Source organism: Agromyces humatus, from assembly GCF_021228295.1.
Lineage (GTDB): Bacteria > Actinomycetota > Actinomycetes > Actinomycetales > Microbacteriaceae > Agromyces > Agromyces humatus.
This window is the reverse complement of the sequence record NZ_JAJQPD010000006.1, coordinates 109,561-126,633: the sequence shown is the minus strand read 5'-3', so window position 1 is coordinate 126,633 and position 17,073 is coordinate 109,561. Positions and strand designations below refer to the sequence as shown.

Genomic DNA, 17,073 nt, shown 5'->3' with positions numbered 1-17,073 from the left:
TGGTCAGGTTTCGGCGATCGGCCGACGTGACGGGCGGGGCGAACGTCGCCGTCGCGGCCGCTCGACGTCGGCGGTGATCGGCGCTCGACGGCAGACGGCGATCACGTTTCCCACGGAGATGAGTGCGAGGCCGACGACCTGCCAGACGCCGAGCGTCTGCCCGAGCACGACGAGTCCGGCCAGCGCGGCGGCCGCCGGTTGCACGCTCTGCAGGACGCTGAACAACTGCTGGGGGAGCCGTCGAAGCACCACCTGGTCGATCGAGTAGGGCAGCGCGGAGGAGAGGATGCCGATCGCCAGCCCGATGACCGCCACGTGCAGTAGCTCGTCGGGGGCGAGCCCCGCGACCGCCAGGACGAGGAGCGGCGACGTGACGACGGCCGCCAGGACGCTCGCGAGCGCGGTGCCCTGCACGCCCGGCAGCGTGCGTCCCGCTCGGCGACTGAGGACGATGTAGGCCGCCCACGACGCGGCGGCGACGAGCGCGAGGCCGATGCCGACGAGGTCGATGCCCGGCACGGTGCCGGTGAGCAGCACCACTCCGAGGCCCGCCACGGCGGCGCACAGGAGGTCGAGCCGCCGGCGCGAGCCGACGAGCGCGAGCGCGAGCGGGCCGAGGAACTCGAGGGTGACCGCGAGCCCGAGCCCGATACGCTCGATGGCGCCGTAGATCGCGAGGTTCATGCTGACCAGCACCAGGCCGAGCAGCAGCGCCGGTCGCACGCCGTGCCACGTCAGGTCGCGCAGTCGTGGCCGGGACACCGCGAGCAGCGCGACGGCCGCGACGGATTGGCGCAGGGCGACCACTCCGGCAGGACCCACGAGCGGGAAGATCGTGGCCCCGATCGCGGCGCCCATCTGCACCGATGCGGCACCGCCGACGACGGCTGCTGCGGCGAGTGGATCCCGTGACATGTTCGCCACGCTACGCGCGAATTCGTGCAAGCAGAAATGCAATCGGTGCTGATTGATACGCTGGGAGCATGGATGTGGAAGTGCGCCAACTCCGAGTGCTCGTGACCGTCGACGACGAGCGGTCCTTCACGGCGGCGGCCGACATCCTCGGGATGTCGCAGGCAGCGGTCTCCCGGTCCCTCGCCGCCCTCGAGCACGACCTCGGAACCCGGCTGATGCACCGCACCACCCGGCGGGTCGAGCCCACCGAGGCGGGCACGTCGTTCGCTGCGACCGCGCGGCGGGTGCTGGCCGAGCTCGACCGCGCGGTCGCCGCCGTCCGCGGCGAGCGTTCGGTGATCCGCGTGGGGTACCAGTGGGCCGCGCTGGGTGCGCACACGACCCCGGTGCTCCGCGCCTGGAACCGGGCGCACGTCGACAGCCCGATGCGACTCGTACGGCTGAACCGCCGCGACGGCGGCCTCGCCGACGGGCTGGTCGACCTCGCGGTGCTGCGTCACGGCGTCGACCCCGAGCTCGATTCCGAGCTCGTCGGCAGCGAGCCGAGGGTCGTTGCGGTCCCCATCGACCATCCTCTGGCCGACCGATCGTCGGTCGGGCTCGCGGACCTCCTGCCGTTCGTGGTCGCCCATGACCGGCACACGGGAACGACGTCGGCCGGGCTCTGGACGTCGGTGGGGCTCGCCGTTCCCCGGATGACCGAGACGGGCGACGTCGAGGAATGGCTCGACCTCATCGCCGCGGGTGACGCCATCGGCGTCACGGCCGAGGGCACTGCGCATCACTATCCGCGCCCCGGCGTCGTGTTCGTCCCGATCGACGACGCCCCGCCGATCGAGGTGCGCCTCGCGTGGCACCGCCGGTACCGGCATCCGTTCGCCTCGCGGGTGGCCCGCGCCCTCCGGGCCGCTTACGACGGGTCCGGACTCGCCTAAGCTTGGATGTCGTGACGGACGCACCGATCGGGATCTTCGACTCCGGGGTCGGCGGGCTCACCGTCGCCCGGGCGGTGAAAGACCAGCTGCCCAACGAGTCGATCCTCTACGTCGGCGACCTCGAGCACTCGCCGTATGGCCCCAAGAAGATCGCCGACGTGCGCGGCTATGCGCTGGCCGTGCTCGACGACCTCGTCGCGCAGGGCGTGAAGATGCTCGTGATCGCGTGCAACACGGCCTCGGCGGCGATGCTGCGCGATGCCCGCGAGCGTTACGACGTGCCGGTCGTCGAGGTGATCCAGCCGGCGGTGCGCCGAGCAGTCGCGGCCACGAAGACCGGCAGGGTCGGCGTCATCGGCACCGCGGGCACCATCGGCTCGCGTGCTTACGACGACGCGTTCGCCGCGGCGCCGCACCTCGAGCTCTTCTCGCAGGCGTGCCCGCGATTCGTGGAGTTCGTCGAGGCGGGCATCACCACGGGTGACGAGCTCCTGGCCGTCGCGGGGGACTACCTGGCCCCGCTGAAGGCCGCCGACGTCGACACCCTCGTGCTCGGCTGCACGCACTACCCGTTCCTCAAGGGCGCGATCTCGTACGTCATGGGCGAAGAGGTCACGCTCGTCTCGAGCGATGTCGAGACCGCGAACGACGTGTACCGCGTGCTCGTCTCGACCGGGCTCGAGCGTCGCGCATCGACCCCGCCCACCTACCGCTACGAGGCCACGGGCGACTCGACGAGCGCGTTCCTCGACCTTGCGCACCGGCTCATCGCCCCCGAGATCCCGAGCGTCGAACTCGTGCACACCGGCGCCCTCACCATCCCCGACCGCGAACAGCTTCGACAGGAGAGCGAAACCGCATGACCGAGGCATCCGTAACCCCCACGACCATCGTGCGCGCCGACGGGCGCACGCCCGACCGACTGCGCGAGGTCACCATCGAACGCGGCTGGAGCGCCCACGCCGAGGGCAGTGCGCTCATCTCGTTCGGCAACACGAAGGTGCTGTGCACCGCGTCGTTCACGAACGGCGTGCCGCGCTGGATGACCGGCAAGGGCAAGGGGTGGGTCACCGCCGAATACGCGATGCTGCCGCGCTCGACGAACACCCGCAACGACCGCGAATCGGTGAAGGGGCGCATCGGCGGTCGCACGCACGAGATCAGCCGGCTCATCGGCCGCAGCCTGCGCGCCGTGGTCGACATGAAGGGACTCGGCGAGAACACGATCCAGATCGACTGCGACGTGCTGCAGGCCGACGGGGGCACCCGCACGGCCGCCATCACGGGCGCCTACATCGCGCTCGCCGATGCGATCGAGTGGGCCCGAGAGCAGAAGTTCATCGGCCAGAAGGCCAAGCCGCTCATCGACACCGTCGCGGCCGTCTCGGTCGGCATCATCGACGGCACGCCCATGCTCGATCTCGCCTACACCGAAGACGTGCGTGCCGAGACCGACATGAACGTGGTCGCCACCGGCCGCGGGCTGTTCGTCGAGGTGCAGGGCACGGCCGAGGCCGCGCCGTTCGACCGGCGTGAGCTCGACGCGCTGCTCGACCTCGCCCTCGCCGGCACCGACGAGCTCACACGCCTGCAGGTCGCCGCGCTCGCCGCGAGCGCCGAGGCTGTGGCGGGCGCATGAGCCTCGAGTTCGTGCTCGCGAGCCACAACGCGAAGAAGGTGCGCGAGTTCCAGCGCATCATCGGCGATCGGATGCCGCAGGCCTCGGTGCTGGCGTACGACGGGCCCGAGCCGGTCGAAGCAGGGCTGACGTTCGCCGAGAACGCGTTCATCAAGGCGCGCACGGCGGCAGCTCACACCGGCCGCATCGCCCTCGCCGACGACTCGGGCATCGTGGTCGACGTCATGGGCGGCGCCCCCGGGATCTTCTCGGCACGGTGGGCCGGGTCGGCGGCCGGCGACGAGGCCAACGTGCGCCTGCTGCTCGACCAGGTCGCCGACATCCGCCGCCCCCACCGGGGCGCCGAGTTCCGGTGCACCATCGCGCTCGTCGTGCCCGACACCGTGCTGCCCGGCGGGCACGAGTTCGTCGCCGAGGGCCGCTGGCGCGGCAACCTCGCCTACGAGCCGCGCGGATCGCACGGGTTCGGCTACGACCCGATCTTCGAGCCCGAAGGGCTCGAAGTCACGTCAGCCGAGCTGCGGCCCGAGCAGAAGGACGAACAGAGCCACCGGGCCCGCGCGTTCGCCGCACTCATGCCCGAGCTCGAGCGAGTGGCCGCCCAGCTCGCCGGCTGACCCGAAGACGGCACCCCGGGACTCCTCCCGCGGTACCACGGCGACCCGATCTCGGCACGGTGGACTGACGACGTCGGCGACCCCGCTTCCTACCTTCGAATCACGAACTCCCGCCCGGGACCTCCCGGTGGGGCATCCGATTCGAAGGGAACCGTCGATCATCATGATCGAAGTCGAACATCTCACCAAGCGCTTCGGCGCCACGACCGCGGTCGACGACCTGTCGTTCACCGTTCGCCCCGGTACCGTCACCGGGTTCCTCGGACCGAACGGCGCCGGGAAGTCGACGGCCATGCGGGCCATCGCCGGCCTCGTCCGGCCCACGTCCGGAACAACCAGGGTGAATGGGCGGCCGATCGCCGACCACGCCGCCCCGCTCACCGAGGTCGGCACGCTCCTCGGTCCCGGTGCCGTCCACCCCGGCCGCACCGCGCGTGCGCACCTGCGCGCGCTCGCCGCCACCCACGGCTTCGGGCGTGCGCGGGTCGACGAGGTGCTGCATCTCACGGGAATGGAGGGCGTCGCGAAGCGACGCGTCGGCTCGTACTCGATGGGAATGGCGCAGCGCCTCGGCCTCGCCGCCGCACTCCTCGGCGACCCGCAGACCATCGTCCTCGACGAGCCGATCAACGGACTCGACCCGGATGGCATCATGTGGGTGCGCCACTTCCTGCGCGCGCTCGCCGCCGAGGGCCGCACCGTGTTCCTCTCGTCGCACCTCATGAGCGAGATGGCACAGACCGCCGACCATCTCATCGTGATCGGCCGCGGCCGCCTCATCGCCGACGCGCCCATGCAGCAGGTGCTCGCCGGAGTCGGCGCGACACGCGTCGGAGTGAAGACCCCGGACGCCGACCGACTGGCTGCCGCGCTCGCCGCCCCCGCGGTGACGGTCACGAGCGTGGCCCCGGGGGAGCTCGAGATCACCGGGCTCGATGCCGCGACGATCGCCGCCGTCGCCCGCGATCGCGGCGTGCTCCTGCACGAGCTCGCAACCCGCACCGCCTCCCTCGAGGAGGCCTACCTCTCGCTGACCGACGCCGCGCTGGAGTACCAGGCGGTCCCGGCGGCGACCCGATGATGTTCCGGACCCACGCACCGGAACCACGAGAACCCAGGAGATCCAGCCCCATGTCCACCTCGATCGCGCCGCGCGTCACCTTCGCGCGAGTCATCCGTTCCGAATGGATCAAGACCGGGACCGTCCGCTCGACGTACTGGACGGCCGCCCTCACCCTGGCCGTCACCCTGCTCTTCGCGGTCGGCATCCTCTACCTCGTCCTGCTCGCGCCCGCGGCGGACGTCCCCGACCCCAACGGCCTCGTCACCGAGAACTACGGCGCGACGCCGAGCGTCGGTGTCCTGGGCCTCGCCTTCATGTTCGCGTACGCACTCGTCGCGATCCTCGGGGTGCTCGCCGTGAGCCCCGAGCGCGCCACCGGTCTGCTCGCCACGACACTGGCCGCGGTGCCTCGGCGCACTCCCGTCTACGCGGCGAAGCTCCTCGTGTCGGCGAGCATCGGCGTCCTGATCGCGCTCGTCGTCGGAACCGCGGCCGTGCTCATCGTGCAGCCGGCGCTCGCCGGACTCGGGCTCGACTCGTCGTTCTTCGACGCGGAAGTGCTCCAGTCGCTCGCCGGCGGAGCAGTGTTCCTCGGCCTCATCGCCGTCCTGTCGACCGCGATCGCATCACTGTTCCGCGGCACCGCGGCGGCGATGGGCGTCGTGCTCGGCCTGCTCGTGTTCGCGCCGGCGCTGGTTCCGATCATTCCCGGCATCGGCGCGACCGTCGCCGCAGCGCTGCCGAGCTCCGCGGGTATGATGCTGTTCCAATCCGCAGCCCAGGTCGGCTGGCAGCCGATCGTCACCGGGGGACTCGTCCTCCTCGGGTGGACCGCAGGGGCGGCAGTCCTGGGCGGAATGCCCTTCAAGAGACGAGACGTGTGATGGCCATGCGGGGTCCCTCGGCTGATCGGGCACACGTCCCGTCGGCCGATGGGTCCCCGCCCGCCGGCGCCCCGCGGCGCTTCCTCCGGGCGCGACCGTGGCTCGTCGACGTGGCGGTCTCGCTCGTCTTCACGGCGATCGTCGCCGCGACGCTCGCCTCCGAGGTCGCTGCCGGTCAAGCCGCAGTCACGGTCTGGGACGTCGTCACGATCGCCGGCACGGCCGTCGCGCTGCTGTTCCGGCGTCGGGCGCCGCTCACCGTGCTCGTCGCGGTCGTGCTGCTCACGACGGTCGTCACGTTCTCGGCGCAGTCGAACCTCATCCTCGCCGTGCCGATCGCGTTGTACGCGGTCGCGGCGTTCCGTTCGCCGACCGTGGGCTGGATCGCGGGAGCGGCGGCGTTCGCGGTGACCGTCGTGAGCCTCTTCGTGCGGCTTCCGCAGCTCGCCGCCAGTCTCGGGGAGCCGACCGCCTTCGATATCCCCGTCGTGCTCCTCACCATCGCGATGGCCGACGCCGTCGGCGTGCTGCTCGGTGCCAACACTTGGCAGCGCGCCGAACGGGTGCGTGCGCTCACCGAACGCGCCGAGCAGCTCGCTCGCGAGCGCGACAGCCAGGCGCAGATCGCGACCCTCGCCGAGCGCAGCCGCATCGCCGGCGAGATGCACGACATCGTCGCGCACAGCCTGTCCGTCATGATCACGCTCGCCGACGGGGCGGATGCGACGCTCGAGCGCGACCCGGCGGGCGCGCGGCGGGCGCTGGCGCAGCTCACCGACACCGGCAGGTCGGCCCTGCGGGACATGCACCGAACGCTGTCGGTGCTCCGCGAGTCGACCGACGCCGCGCAGCGTCGCGAGCCCGCCCCCGGATACGCGGATCTGGCCGTCCTCGTCGACCGATTCCGCACCGCCGGCCTCCCCGTGCGGTACTCGGTCACCGGTGCTCCGATCGCCAGTGCCGCGCTCGAGCTCGCGGTCTATCGCGTCGTGCAGGAGGCGCTGACGAATGCGCTGCGTTACGCGCCCGACGCGGAGCATGTCGCCGTCACCATCGACTACGGGACGACGACGACGATCGTGACAGTGACCGACGACGGCACGGGCACGCCCGCGGCGGTGACGGTCGGGTCCGGCCGCGGCCTCATCGGCATGACCGAGCGGGCAGCGGTGTTCGGCGGCACGGTCGAGGCCGGACCGGCTGACGCGGGCGGATGGCGCGTGCGCGCGGTGCTCCCGCATGGCGCGACCGGTACCGCGGCCGGCGATGGTGCCACGGGAGCAGGTGCGGGCGATGGCTGACGAACGGCACGCTGCCGGGGTCCTCCGCGTGCTGCTCGTCGACGACCAGCCGCTCATCCGGCTGGGATTCCGCATGGTGCTCGAGAGCGAGCCCGACCTCGAGGTCGTGGGTGAAGCCGACGACGGGGCGCAGGCGGTGGCACTCGCGACCGAGCTCGCGCCAGACGTCGTGATCATGGACGTGCGGATGCCGGGGATGGACGGGATCGCCGCGACCGGTCGCATCGTCGCGCGCACCGCGACCACCCGGGTGCTCATCGTCACCACCTTCGACCTCGACGAGTACGCGTTCGCGGGGCTCCGTGCCGGCGCGAGCGGCTTCCTGCTCAAGAACGCGCCCCCCGCAGAACTGGTCAGCGCGATCCGCACGGTGGCCGCCGGTGACGCGATCGTCGAGCCACGCATCACGCGACGCCTGCTCGATCTGTTCGGGGCCCAGCTGCCGGCCGACGGCACGCTCGCTCCGGGGCAACCACGCGCCGCGACCGACGCGCACCCTGCCCGACCGGGCCGCCACGATCCGCGCCTCACCGCGCTCACCGAACGGGAGGCCGACGTGTTCACGGCCATCGCGCGCGGCCTGAGCAATGCCGAGATCTCGTCGACGCTCTACCTGGCGGAGTCGACGGTGAAGACGCACGTCAGCCGGGTCCTCATGAAGCTCGGGCTGCGCGACCGCGTGCACGCCGTCATGCTCGGCTACGAGACCGGCGTGGTCACCCCGGGTGCCCCGGGCGGCCCGCGAGCCGAGGGGCCATCCGGCGACCCCGGCATGTGACAGCTGAGAACGCGACTCATTCCCAACACGGCGTGCACGCGACATCCGCGCCTACGCTGGAAGGGACATGGCGCACTCGCACGATCACGCACACGCTCACGGGGCGACCAATCGCGCTCGGCTCCGGGTGGCGATCGCGATCATCGGCGCGTTCATGCTCGTGCAGGTGGTCGGCGGCATCCTGAGCGGCTCGCTCGCGCTGCTCGCCGACGCGGGTCATATGGCGAGCGATCTCATCGGCCTCGTGGTCGCGCTCGTCGCGGCGATGGTCGCGGCGCGGCCGGCGACCGACCGCCAGACCTACGGGTACCGGCGCGCAGAGGTGCTCGGCGCGCTGGTGAACGGGGTGATCCTCATCGTCGTCGCGGTGTCGGTGACCGTCTCGGCGATCGGTCGCCTGCTCAGCGGCGCCGAGGGCGAGGCGCATGAGGTGCAGGGTGTGCCGATGCTCGTCGTCGCCGTGCTCGGACTGCTCGCGAACATCGCCGCGATGCTCGTGCTGCGCGGTGGCGCCAAGGACTCGATCAACATGCGCGGCGCCTACCTCGAGGTGCTCGGCGACCTCATCGGCTCGGCGCTCGTGATCGTCGCGGCGGTCGTGATCGTCGCCACCGGCTTCGATGCCGCCGACCCGATCGCGTCGATAGCGATCGCAGTGCTCATCGTGCCGCGAGCGGTGTCACTGCTGCGCGACGTGATGCACGTGCTCTTCGAATCGGCGCCCGCCGATACCGACGTCGCCGAGATCCGCGAGCACCTGCTCGGCGCCCCCGGAGTCGTCGCGGTGCACGACGTGCACGTGTGGCAGATCACGTCGGGCTCCCCGGTGTTCAGCGCCCATATCGAGGTCCAGCCATCGGTCTTCGAGTCCGGCGGAACGGGTGCCCTGCTCGATGAACTCGGCGGATGCCTCGCCGACCACTTCGACGTCGCGCACTCCACGTTCCAGCTCGAGCCCGCGGGTCGCGCCGAGCGCGAGCAGCCGCAGCATCCGTGACCGGCGTCACACGGTGAGCAGGCGGGCGAAGTACGCCCGGAGGTCGCCGATGAGGGCGTCGGGCGCCTCCATCGCCGGGAAGTGCCCCCGTGCCGGTGCTCGCTTCAGAACGCGAGGTGCCCGTCGGGGTCGAGGATCCGTCGAATGAGCGGCTCCCCGCCGAACGCGGTGATTCGCGGTGGCCAGTCGTGGCTGCGACTCCAGGCGGCCTGCGCGTGCGCGGCCTCGTAGAGCATGTTCGCGGCGCCGTCGCCGGCCCGGCCGAACCAAGCCACCGTGATCGGGTCCCGATCGACTTCGACGTCCACTCGGTCAAGTGGTCCTCCTCAGCCCTGCTCGAGGCTCAGACCCGCTCGAGCGTGGGGCACGGTGGCGGTGACGGTCAGGGACGAAGCGTCGGCGCCGGTGACCTGGATGCGGCGGCGTTCGCCGTCGCGCAGGTCGAAGTGGTTGTCGCTCAGCCGCATGCCCGGCACCGGCTGCGAGATGCGCACTCCGTAGCTGTACCCGTGCGACGTGATATCTATCCCGCCATCGCCAGCGATCGCGTCGAGGCGGCTCACGCCGAGCTCGAGGACACCGAGCTCGGCGAAATGACGACGCGCAGACGGGAAGGTTCCGTCGGGGCTCGACGCCCAGGCGTAGTGCCGGGCGTCGTGAGGCACGCTTCCGGTCCAGACGATTCGGGATTCGCCTGGATCAGCGCTCGCGGTGAGACGCTCCGTGCGGCGTTCGGCGCCGTCGAACGTGCCGAGTTCGACGTCGACGTCGACGGTCCGTCGTGCGCGGGTGTTGTTGACGAGCCACAGTTCAATGCCGTCGTCGTCCGTCGGGCGCAAGCTGACCGTGAGCGGCGCGGCAGCGCGCACGAAGGCGTAGTACGCCGCCTTGGGCACGCCGTCGACGTCGAGCATCGACCATGACACCGCGGGCCAGCAGTCGTTGAGCTGCCAGACGAGCGCGCCGGCCGTGCGGGGCTGCCGGCGACGGAAGTGCTCGTACGCGAAGAGCAGCGCCTCCGCCTGCAACGACTGCGTGAGCGAGATGTACTCGTCGAGATCCGCGGGCAATCCCGTCGTCACGGCGAGAAGCTCCTCGACCTTGGTGTTCGGGCGATCGGTCAGGTGCGCATCGAACGTCTCGTCGTGCAGCTCCGCCCCCGGCATCCACCGGTCGAGTGTCGCGCGATCAGGTGCGGCCAGGATGCCCAACTCGCTCACGAATCTGCCAGTGTCGTCGGCGTAGCGACGCCAGTGGCGGCGATCGCCGTCGGTCGGGTATGCGCGGTCGCCACCGGTGAAATACGGCGCGAGCGTGTTGCCGTGCCAGACCTCCCAGTCGTGGCGGTCGCCGTCACGTACCCCGTTCACCTCGGCGGAGGCTGGATCACCCCAGGGGCTGCCCGGCCAGTACGGCGTGGACCCGTCGAGCTCGGCGACGACCGCGGGCAGCAGGTCGTGGAAGAGGCGTTCGCCCCACTCTCGCGGGGGCGCGCCATTCGCGCGACCGATGAGTTCGAGCGCCTCAACCTCGTTGTTGCCGCACCACAGCGCGAGGCACGGGCGGCTGCGCAGACGTTGCACCTGGTGGCGTGCCTCCGCCTCTACCTCGGCCACGAACGTGGGGTCGTCCCCGGGATACGCCATGCACGCGAACATGAAGTCCTGCCAGACGAGGATGCCCAGATCGTCGCAAGCGTCGTAGAACGCCTCGTGCTCGTAGATGCCGCCGCCCCACACGCGCAGCATCGACATCCCGCCCTCGCGGGCGCGTAGGACGAGCTCGCGACGCAGCGTCTCGGCGGGAGCCCCGACCAGCGGACTGGGCGGCACCCAGTTCGCCCCGCGGACGAACAGCGGCACGCCGTTGAGCACGAACCGGAAGAGGCGCCCGCCCTCGACCGGCTCATCGGAGCGGTCGAGAGCGATCGTGCGCACGCCGACACGGGCGTCCATCTGGTCGAGGGTCCGGTCGGCGTCGCGCAGTTCGATGTCCAGGCGATGGAGCGCCGGGGCGCCGAGGTCGTGCGTCCACCACAGTTCGGGGTCTCGAATCGCGATCGTCGCCCTCGCGGCCCCCGCGACGACGGGTGCCTCGGCGCGGTGCATGACGCCGCCCGGCGAGGTAAGGATGAAGACGACGGTCGGACACGAGGCACCCATTGTGTCGATCTCGGCCCGCACGGCGACCTCAGCGTGGGAGTGATCGCCGGCAAGGAAGGAAGTCACCGCGTGGTGGCCGGTGATCCGGGCTCCGCAACGCGCGTCGAGCCGCACCGGAGCGGCGACGCCGATCGACGGGAGGCGGGGCGCGAAGTCCCACCCCCACGAGAACGATGCCTTGCGCACCCCGGCCGCTTGGCGCGCCGCACCCCACAGCCCGTTGTCGAGGCCGGCATCGCCGGGCGGCAGCGGAGGAGAGAATCGCACCAGGAGCACGTGATGGGCACCTGGGTCGCCGAGGCGGTCGGTCACGTCGAACTTCGCCGGCCGGAACTGGTTGCGATGACCGCCGAGGGGCCGGCCGTCGAGCCAGAGGTCGGCGACCGTGTCGAGCCCCTCGGCGACAAGCACGACGGATGCCTCAGGTCCGGCATCCGGTGCGATGAAACGCGCGCGGTACCACCAGTCGCGGTGCTCCACCCAGCGCGCCTCGTCGAGATGGTCACCGCCCAGCGGGGCGACGAGGCGCCCCGCTGCGATGAGCGACTCGTGCACGCCTCCGGGGATGACGGCCGGGATCCAGTCGTCCCCGGCGTCGGCGCTCAGCACGGCCGGGTCTCCCGTGCCGATGGGCAGGTCTCGCAGCTCCCAGGCGTTGAGCGTCATCGGTCCACCGTCAGCAGCTCGCACTGGGGATCGCGTTCTCGGCCGAACTCCGGGAGCGGCACGAGCGTGCCAGGGTCGCCGGATGGGGGTGTGGTCATGGTGCTCCTCCTCGAGCTCAGCCGTTCCAGCCGCCGCCGCAGACGAGCGTCTCGCCGGTGATGTAGTCGGATTCGGGAAGACAGAGCAGCACGACGGCAGCGGCGGCCTCGGCCGGCGTGCCTGCCCTGCCGAGCGGGATGAGGCGCTTGGCCGATTCGAGCACCTGATCGTTGACCCCGACGCGGACGCGGTTGCCGTCGATCTCGATCTCGCCGCCGTCCCCCAGCGCGGAGGTCAGCCGCGTCTGGATGAGGCCGAACGCGACGGCATTGACGGTGACGTTGTACCGGCCCCACTCCTTCGCGATCGTCTTCGTGAGGCCGGTCACGCCGGCCTTGGCGGCGCCGTATGCGGCCTGCCCGGGGTTCCCCGAGAGACCGGCGACCGACGAGATGTTGACCACCTTGCGGCAGCGGGCCGATCCCGTCTGGGCGATCTCGGTCTTGGCTGCGGCGGCGATCACGGGCTGCGCCGCGCGGAGGATGCGGAAGGGCGCCGTCACGTGGAGGTCGAGCATGGCATCCCATTGCTGGTCCGTCGTCCGCTGCAGGATGGCATCCCAGGTGTACCCGGCGTTGTTGACGATGATGTCGATCCCGCCGAACGCGTCGACCGCTGTGGCGACCACGCGCTCCGCGAACGCGGGATCGGTGACCGACCCGATGCACGGAACGGCGATTCCGCCCTCCTCGCGGACGAGCGCGACGGTCTCGTCGGCGGGTGCCTGGTCGAGGTCGTTGACCACGACGCGGGCGCCTTCGGACGCCAGTCTGCGGGCGATCTCGAGTCCTATGCCGCGACCGGAGCCCGTCACGAGGGCTGAGCGCCCCTCCAATCGTCCGGTCACGCGGAGACTCCCGCAAGGGGCGGGGTGGTGCGGGGTATCGTCATCGAAAAGTTCCTCTCCGTGCCGACGCCACCGGCGGCCTCCCGGGAACTCTGCCATCCACGAACGAATTAGTCAATCTGTACTAGTCACCGGACGTCGCACCCCGACTATGGTGACAGTGTGACTCCCTCGCCTCCTGCCCTTCCGGTGCAAGCTCGCGCGTGGGACACGCGCGAGCGCATCCTCGCCGCGGCGGTGACGTGCCTCGCGGACGAGGGCTACAGCGCCACCACGACCTCCCGCATACAGGAGATCGCGGGAGTGTCCCGCGGCAGCATCCTGCACCAGTTCCCCTCCAGGGAGGATCTGCTGATCGCCGCCGTCCATCACCTCGCCGCGCAGCGTGACGGCGGGCTCGATGTCGACGAGGAAGTCCTCGACGTCGGCGGAGACATCGATCGCGCCGTCGACGTGATGTGGAGCATGTTCCACGGCGCGCTGTTCCGTGCGGCCCTCCAGCTCTGGGTCGCCTCGGCGCACAACCCGGCGCTGGCGGCCACGCTCGGCCCGCGCGAGCGGGAACTCGGCCGTCGCAACCGTGATCGCATCCAGCGCCTGTTCGGCGAGCGGCACACGGCCCACCCGCGCTTCGCCGACCTGATCTCGCTCCTGCACAACAGCATGCGCGGCGTCGCGCTCACCTACGCGTTCGCGCCGAAGGACTTCGCCACCGACCCGCACCTCGACGTCTGGCGTCGCACTGCGCATCACATGCTGGATGCGTAGGGCGTCGACGGGTCGGGGCGGGCGACATCGTCGGCGCAACTTTTGATACGGATTGACTAGTACAACTTGACTAATCATGCGGTTCGATGGCAGGGTTCCCAGAGGCCGACGCCGTTGTCGGCGCGAAGAGGAGCTGGCGATGACCATGGCGGCAAGAGGAAAGGTGCTCGCTGCGCTCGGCGCAGTGGCGTTGACGGCGGGCACACTCGCGGGATGTGCGAACGCAGAGGCCGACGACGAGGTGACGCTCACCTGGTGGGCGACGCAGCAGGCGGCATCCGTCGCCGAGTCGGAGCAGGCCTGGGCCGAGAGTGTGGCCGCATTCACCGAGGAGACCGGGATCGAGGTCGAGATCGAGGTCATCCCGTGGGCGGACCTGTACAACCGCATCCTCACCGCCGTGAGCTCGGGAACGGGCCCGGATGTCCTGAGCATCGGGTCGACCTGGGTCGCCTCCTTGACGGCGTCCGGCGGGTTCGAGCCGGTCGAGGGCGAGTACCTCGACGCCATCGGGGGCGAGGAGCACTTCATCCCCGCGACGTGGGACGCCGCGGTCGTACCCGACCTGGGTCAGGTCGCCGTTCCGTACCTGTCCAGCGCCTACTCGCTCTACTACAACCCCGCGCTGTTCGAGGCAGAGGGGATCGAGGGACCGCCCGCGACGTGGGAGGAGTTCGTCGAGGTCGGTCAGGCCCTCACCCTTGACAAGGACGGCGACGGGCAGCCGGATCAGTGGGGCATCTCCTACCCGGCCGCGGCCGTCAACGTCAACGCGCACCTGTCGTTCATCCTGGGTCAGCAGGAGGGCGGCTCGTTCGTCGACTCCGACGGTGCGGCGACATTCACCAGCCCCGCGCAAGTAGCGGGGAGCCAGCGCCTCCTCGACCTGATGACGGAGGACGGCCTCATGTCGCCGTCGGATGCCGAGCTCGGCGCCATGGGTGAAGCCACCGATCGGTTCATCGACGGCGAGGCTGCGATGCTCTTCAGTCAGAACCCGGTCGCGCAGTTCGAGGGCCGAGACTTCGTGGACTGGGAGGCGGCTCCGATGCCGGTCATCGAGGGTGGCGAGAACGTCCAGAGCCACATCGCCGGCATCGATCTCGTGGTGTCCGCCGACTCGCAGCACAAGGCGGAGTCGTTCCAGCTCGTGGCCCACCTCACGAGCGCTGCAGAGCAGTCCTTCGTCGCTGAGATGTTCGACGTCCTCCCCGTCGTGGAAGCCGCATACGAGGAGGAGCCGCTCGCCAGCAGCAACGACCTCACGATCGACGTCCGTCGACAGACGATCGCGGACGCGGCTGTCGGGTTCCCGGCGGTCGAGAACATCGGCGAGATCGAGGCCGGCGTCGGCAACGCCGTGCGCGAGGCATTCCAGACGTTCGCGACGGGTGGTGAGCCGGATCTGGCCGCGCTCCTCCGTACCGCCCAGGACCAGATCAACAGCAACTGACCGACCACGCGCCGGGGGCACAGGCCCCCGGCGCGGGAGGGCATCGACTCATGACCACCCTTTCCGCCCCCGCGGCCGCGGCCCCGTCGGTGTCGGCCTCGAAGCCGAAGCCGGCGCCGGGGCCGCCGTCGAAACGGCAGCGGCGTCGTGGCGAGGCCCGACGCGGTGCCCGGCTGGGGCTTCTGCTGATCGTTCCGGCCGCGGCGCTCGAACTCGCCATCCACATCATCCCGATGATGATCGGGGGGTGGATCGCGTTCCACGACCTGGATCAGCGCCACATCCGCAACTGGACGCAGGCGCCGTTCGTCGGGCTCGACAACTTCATCCGAGGACTCGACCCCGGCACGGCCACGGGGGCGGAGTTCTTCGCGACCGCGGGACGCACCGTGCTCTACGTCGTGATCGTGCTGGGGTTCACGTGGGTCCTGGGCATGGCTGCGGCGGTGTTCCTGAACTCCTCGTTCCGGGGTCGCGGGATCCTGCGGACCCTCTTCCTCGTCCCGTACGCGATTCCGATGTACGTCGGATGCATCGCCTGGGCGTTCATGTTCAACCAGCGCGACGGCATGGTGAACACCCTGCTCTCGGATCTCGGACTGATCGACGAGAATCCGTTCTGGCTCATCGGCGACAATGCCTTCTTCGCGCTCGTCGTCGTGAGCATCTGGAGCTACTGGCCCTTCGCATTCCTCATGCTCCTGGCCGCCATCCAGAATGTTCCCCAAGAGGCGTACGAGGCCGCAGCACTCGACGGCGCATCCAACTGGCGGCAGTTCTGGCACATCACGCTGCCCATGGTGAGCAGCGCGAACGGGGCCCTCGTCCTCTTGATGGCACTGTGGCTCTTCAATCAGTTCACCGTTCCGTTCGTGCTCTTCGGTCCGGCTTCACCCGACCAGGCGATGCTCGTCTCGCCGCTCATCTTCTCGAACTCGTTCCTCCAGTGGGACTTCGGGCTCGGCGGCGCGATGAGCCTCCTCCTGCTCCTCGGCCTCCTCGCGGTCTCGGCGGTCTACATCCGGATGGTGCTGCCGAAGGGAAGAGAAGATGATTGAGACACGAGGGTTCCGTATCGCGAGAGCGATCGTTCTGACGCTGCTCAGCCTGTTCGTCGTCGTGCCGCTGTACATCATCGTCGCGACGGCGTTCAAACCCCTCGAAGACGTCCGCGGCAGATTCACGTGGATTCCGAGCTCCCTGACCGTCGAGCCGTTCATCGAGATGTGGCGGACCGTGCCCCTGGCGGACTACTTCGTCAACTCCGTCATCGTGACGATGACGGCCACCGCGCTGTCGGTCCTGATTTCGATCTTCGCCTCATACGCGATCGCGCGACTCTCCTTCCCGCTCAAACGGCCCTTCAGCCTCGTCATCCTCTCGACGCAGATGTTCCCCGGAATCCTCTTCCTCCTGCCGCTCTTCCTGATCTTCACTCAGATCCAGCGAGCCATCGGCCTGCAGCTCAACGGGAACTACCTGGGCCTGATCATCACGTATCTGACGTTCTCGCTCCCGTTCTCCATCTGGATGCTGTCGGGCTACCTTCGCGGCATCCCTCGCGAACTCGAAGAGGCGGCGATGATCGACGGGTCGAGCCGGCTCGGTGCGCTGTTCCGGGTCGTCCTCCCGGTTGCGAGGCCCGGGATCATCGCCGTCGGGGTGTTCGCCTTCATCAACGCGTGGAGCGAGGTGCTCTTCGCATCCGTTCTCACGAACAACGACACGCGGACGCTGCCGATCGGGCTCCAGTCGTACTCCAGTGAATCCGATGTGCTGTGGAACGAGCTCATGGCGGCATCGATCACCGTGTCGCTGCCGATCATCCTCGCGTTCCTGTTCGTTCAGCGCTACCTTGTCGCGGGGCTCTCCGCCGGCGCCGTCAAGTAAGGTCAAGCCGGTCCGTCTGGGCGAACGACTCGCAACCCACCACGGCCGTTCAGAACAAC

17 protein-coding genes are annotated in these 17,073 nt (G+C 70.1%); 13 read left to right on the top strand and 4 right to left on the bottom strand.

Going from position 1 to position 17,073, the window contains the following annotated elements:
- Window positions 1–3: 3 nt before the first annotated feature.
- Window positions 4–915: an EamA family transporter gene (locus tag LSF15_RS11675; protein WP_232498713.1), complete on the bottom strand. Its 912-nt coding sequence runs from the start codon at window positions 913–915 to the stop codon at window positions 4–6.
- A 68-nt stretch (window positions 916–983) separates the two neighbouring features.
- Between LSF15_RS11675 and LSF15_RS11670 the strand changes: the two genes are divergently transcribed.
- From LSF15_RS11670 to LSF15_RS11630, 9 genes are all read left to right on the top strand, one after another.
- Window positions 984–1,850: a LysR family transcriptional regulator gene (locus LSF15_RS11670; protein WP_232498712.1), complete on the top strand. Its 867-nt coding sequence runs from the start codon at window positions 984–986 to the stop codon at window positions 1,848–1,850.
- An 11-nt stretch (window positions 1,851–1,861) separates the two neighbouring features.
- A complete protein-coding gene (gene murI / locus LSF15_RS11665; RefSeq protein WP_232498711.1) occupies window positions 1,862–2,713 on the top strand; it encodes a glutamate racemase in 852 nt (283 codons plus the stop codon).
- Complete coding sequence (gene rph / locus LSF15_RS11660; RefSeq protein WP_232498710.1) at window positions 2,710–3,489, top strand: ribonuclease PH; 780 nt, start codon at window positions 2,710–2,712, stop codon at window positions 3,487–3,489. Before murI ends, rph begins: the two co-directional genes overlap by 4 nt.
- Complete coding sequence (gene rdgB / locus LSF15_RS11655; RefSeq protein ID WP_232498709.1) at window positions 3,486–4,106, top strand: RdgB/HAM1 family non-canonical purine NTP pyrophosphatase; 621 nt, start codon at window positions 3,486–3,488, stop codon at window positions 4,104–4,106. Before rph ends, rdgB begins: the two co-directional genes overlap by 4 nt.
- Window positions 4,107–4,269: 163 nt before the next feature.
- Entirely contained in the window at window positions 4,270–5,187 is a 918-nt protein-coding gene (locus LSF15_RS11650; protein ID WP_232498708.1) for an ABC transporter ATP-binding protein, read from the top strand.
- Window positions 5,188–5,237: 50 nt separating this feature from the next.
- On the top strand, window positions 5,238–6,053 hold the full coding sequence (locus LSF15_RS11645; RefSeq protein ID WP_232498707.1) for an ABC-2 transporter permease family protein: 816 nt from the start codon (window positions 5,238–5,240) through the stop codon (window positions 6,051–6,053).
- Window positions 6,053–7,354, top strand: coding sequence for a sensor histidine kinase (locus LSF15_RS11640; RefSeq protein WP_443592067.1), 1,302 nt, complete (start codon window positions 6,053–6,055; stop codon window positions 7,352–7,354). Before LSF15_RS11645 ends, LSF15_RS11640 begins: the two co-directional genes overlap by 1 nt.
- A complete protein-coding gene (locus LSF15_RS11635) occupies window positions 7,347–8,132 on the top strand; it encodes a response regulator (RefSeq protein ID WP_232498705.1) in 786 nt (261 codons plus the stop codon). The genes LSF15_RS11640 and LSF15_RS11635 overlap by 8 nt, the downstream gene beginning before the upstream one ends.
- Before the next feature lie 67 nt (window positions 8,133–8,199).
- Complete coding sequence (locus tag LSF15_RS11630; protein WP_232498704.1) at window positions 8,200–9,129, top strand: cation diffusion facilitator family transporter; 930 nt, start codon at window positions 8,200–8,202, stop codon at window positions 9,127–9,129.
- Between the two features lie 104 nt (window positions 9,130–9,233).
- Here the strand turns inward: LSF15_RS11630 and LSF15_RS11625 are convergent, their stop codons facing one another.
- The 3 genes from LSF15_RS11625 to LSF15_RS11615 form a co-directional block, all read right to left on the bottom strand.
- On the bottom strand, window positions 9,234–9,437 hold the full coding sequence (locus LSF15_RS11625; RefSeq protein ID WP_232498703.1) for a hypothetical protein: 204 nt from the start codon (window positions 9,435–9,437) through the stop codon (window positions 9,234–9,236).
- An 18-nt stretch (window positions 9,438–9,455) separates the two neighbouring features.
- Window positions 9,456–11,957: a glycoside hydrolase family 2 protein gene (locus LSF15_RS11620; RefSeq protein WP_232498702.1), complete on the bottom strand. Its 2,502-nt coding sequence runs from the start codon at window positions 11,955–11,957 to the stop codon at window positions 9,456–9,458.
- Between the two features lie 115 nt (window positions 11,958–12,072).
- Window positions 12,073–12,903: an SDR family NAD(P)-dependent oxidoreductase gene (locus LSF15_RS11615; protein WP_232498701.1), complete on the bottom strand. Its 831-nt coding sequence runs from the start codon at window positions 12,901–12,903 to the stop codon at window positions 12,073–12,075.
- Between the two features lie 162 nt (window positions 12,904–13,065).
- Here LSF15_RS11615 and LSF15_RS11610 point away from each other — a divergent pair, with 162 nt between their 5' ends.
- The 4 genes from LSF15_RS11610 to LSF15_RS11595 all read left to right on the top strand — a co-directional run bounded on the left by LSF15_RS11610 (window position 13,066) and on the right by LSF15_RS11595 (window position 17,014).
- On the top strand, window positions 13,066–13,671 hold the full coding sequence (locus LSF15_RS11610) for a TetR/AcrR family transcriptional regulator (protein ID WP_232498700.1): 606 nt from the start codon (window positions 13,066–13,068) through the stop codon (window positions 13,669–13,671).
- A gap of 139 nt (window positions 13,672–13,810) precedes the next feature.
- Window positions 13,811–15,124, top strand: a complete 1,314-nt coding sequence (locus tag LSF15_RS11605; protein WP_232498699.1) for an ABC transporter substrate-binding protein — start codon at window positions 13,811–13,813, stop codon at window positions 15,122–15,124.
- 50 nt (window positions 15,125–15,174) lie between these two features.
- Window positions 15,175–16,182: a carbohydrate ABC transporter permease gene (locus LSF15_RS11600; RefSeq protein ID WP_232498698.1), complete on the top strand. Its 1,008-nt coding sequence runs from the start codon at window positions 15,175–15,177 to the stop codon at window positions 16,180–16,182.
- Window positions 16,175–17,014, top strand: coding sequence for a carbohydrate ABC transporter permease (locus tag LSF15_RS11595; protein ID WP_232498697.1), 840 nt, complete (start codon window positions 16,175–16,177; stop codon window positions 17,012–17,014). Before LSF15_RS11600 ends, LSF15_RS11595 begins: the two co-directional genes overlap by 8 nt.
- Window positions 17,015–17,073: the final 59 nt, after the last annotated feature.

Excerpts from the sequence above, each read along its gene's own strand:
- LSF15_RS11675 (WP_232498713.1), bottom strand. The coding sequence starts at position 915 with ATGTCACGGGATCCACTCGCCGCAGCAGCCGTCGTCGGCGGTGCCGCA.
- LSF15_RS11670 (WP_232498712.1), top strand. The coding sequence starts at position 984 with ATGGATGTGGAAGTGCGCCAACTCCGAGTGCTCGTGACCGTCGACGAC.
- rph (WP_232498710.1), top strand. The coding sequence starts at position 2,710 with ATGACCGAGGCATCCGTAACCCCCACGACCATCGTGCGCGCCGACGGG.
- rdgB (WP_232498709.1), top strand. The coding sequence starts at position 3,486 with ATGAGCCTCGAGTTCGTGCTCGCGAGCCACAACGCGAAGAAGGTGCGC.
- LSF15_RS11650 (WP_232498708.1), top strand. The coding sequence starts at position 4,270 with ATGATCGAAGTCGAACATCTCACCAAGCGCTTCGGCGCCACGACCGCG.
- LSF15_RS11645 (WP_232498707.1), top strand. The coding sequence starts at position 5,238 with ATGTCCACCTCGATCGCGCCGCGCGTCACCTTCGCGCGAGTCATCCGT.
- LSF15_RS11640 (WP_443592067.1), top strand. The coding sequence starts at position 6,053 with ATGGCCATGCGGGGTCCCTCGGCTGATCGGGCACACGTCCCGTCGGCC.
- LSF15_RS11635 (WP_232498705.1), top strand. The coding sequence starts at position 7,347 with ATGGCTGACGAACGGCACGCTGCCGGGGTCCTCCGCGTGCTGCTCGTC.
- LSF15_RS11630 (WP_232498704.1), top strand. The coding sequence starts at position 8,200 with ATGGCGCACTCGCACGATCACGCACACGCTCACGGGGCGACCAATCGC.
- LSF15_RS11620 (WP_232498702.1), bottom strand. The coding sequence starts at position 11,957 with ATGACGCTCAACGCCTGGGAGCTGCGAGACCTGCCCATCGGCACGGGA.
- LSF15_RS11605 (WP_232498699.1), top strand. The coding sequence starts at position 13,811 with ATGACCATGGCGGCAAGAGGAAAGGTGCTCGCTGCGCTCGGCGCAGTG.
- LSF15_RS11600 (WP_232498698.1), top strand. The coding sequence starts at position 15,175 with ATGACCACCCTTTCCGCCCCCGCGGCCGCGGCCCCGTCGGTGTCGGCC.
- LSF15_RS11595 (WP_232498697.1), top strand. The coding sequence starts at position 16,175 with ATGATTGAGACACGAGGGTTCCGTATCGCGAGAGCGATCGTTCTGACG.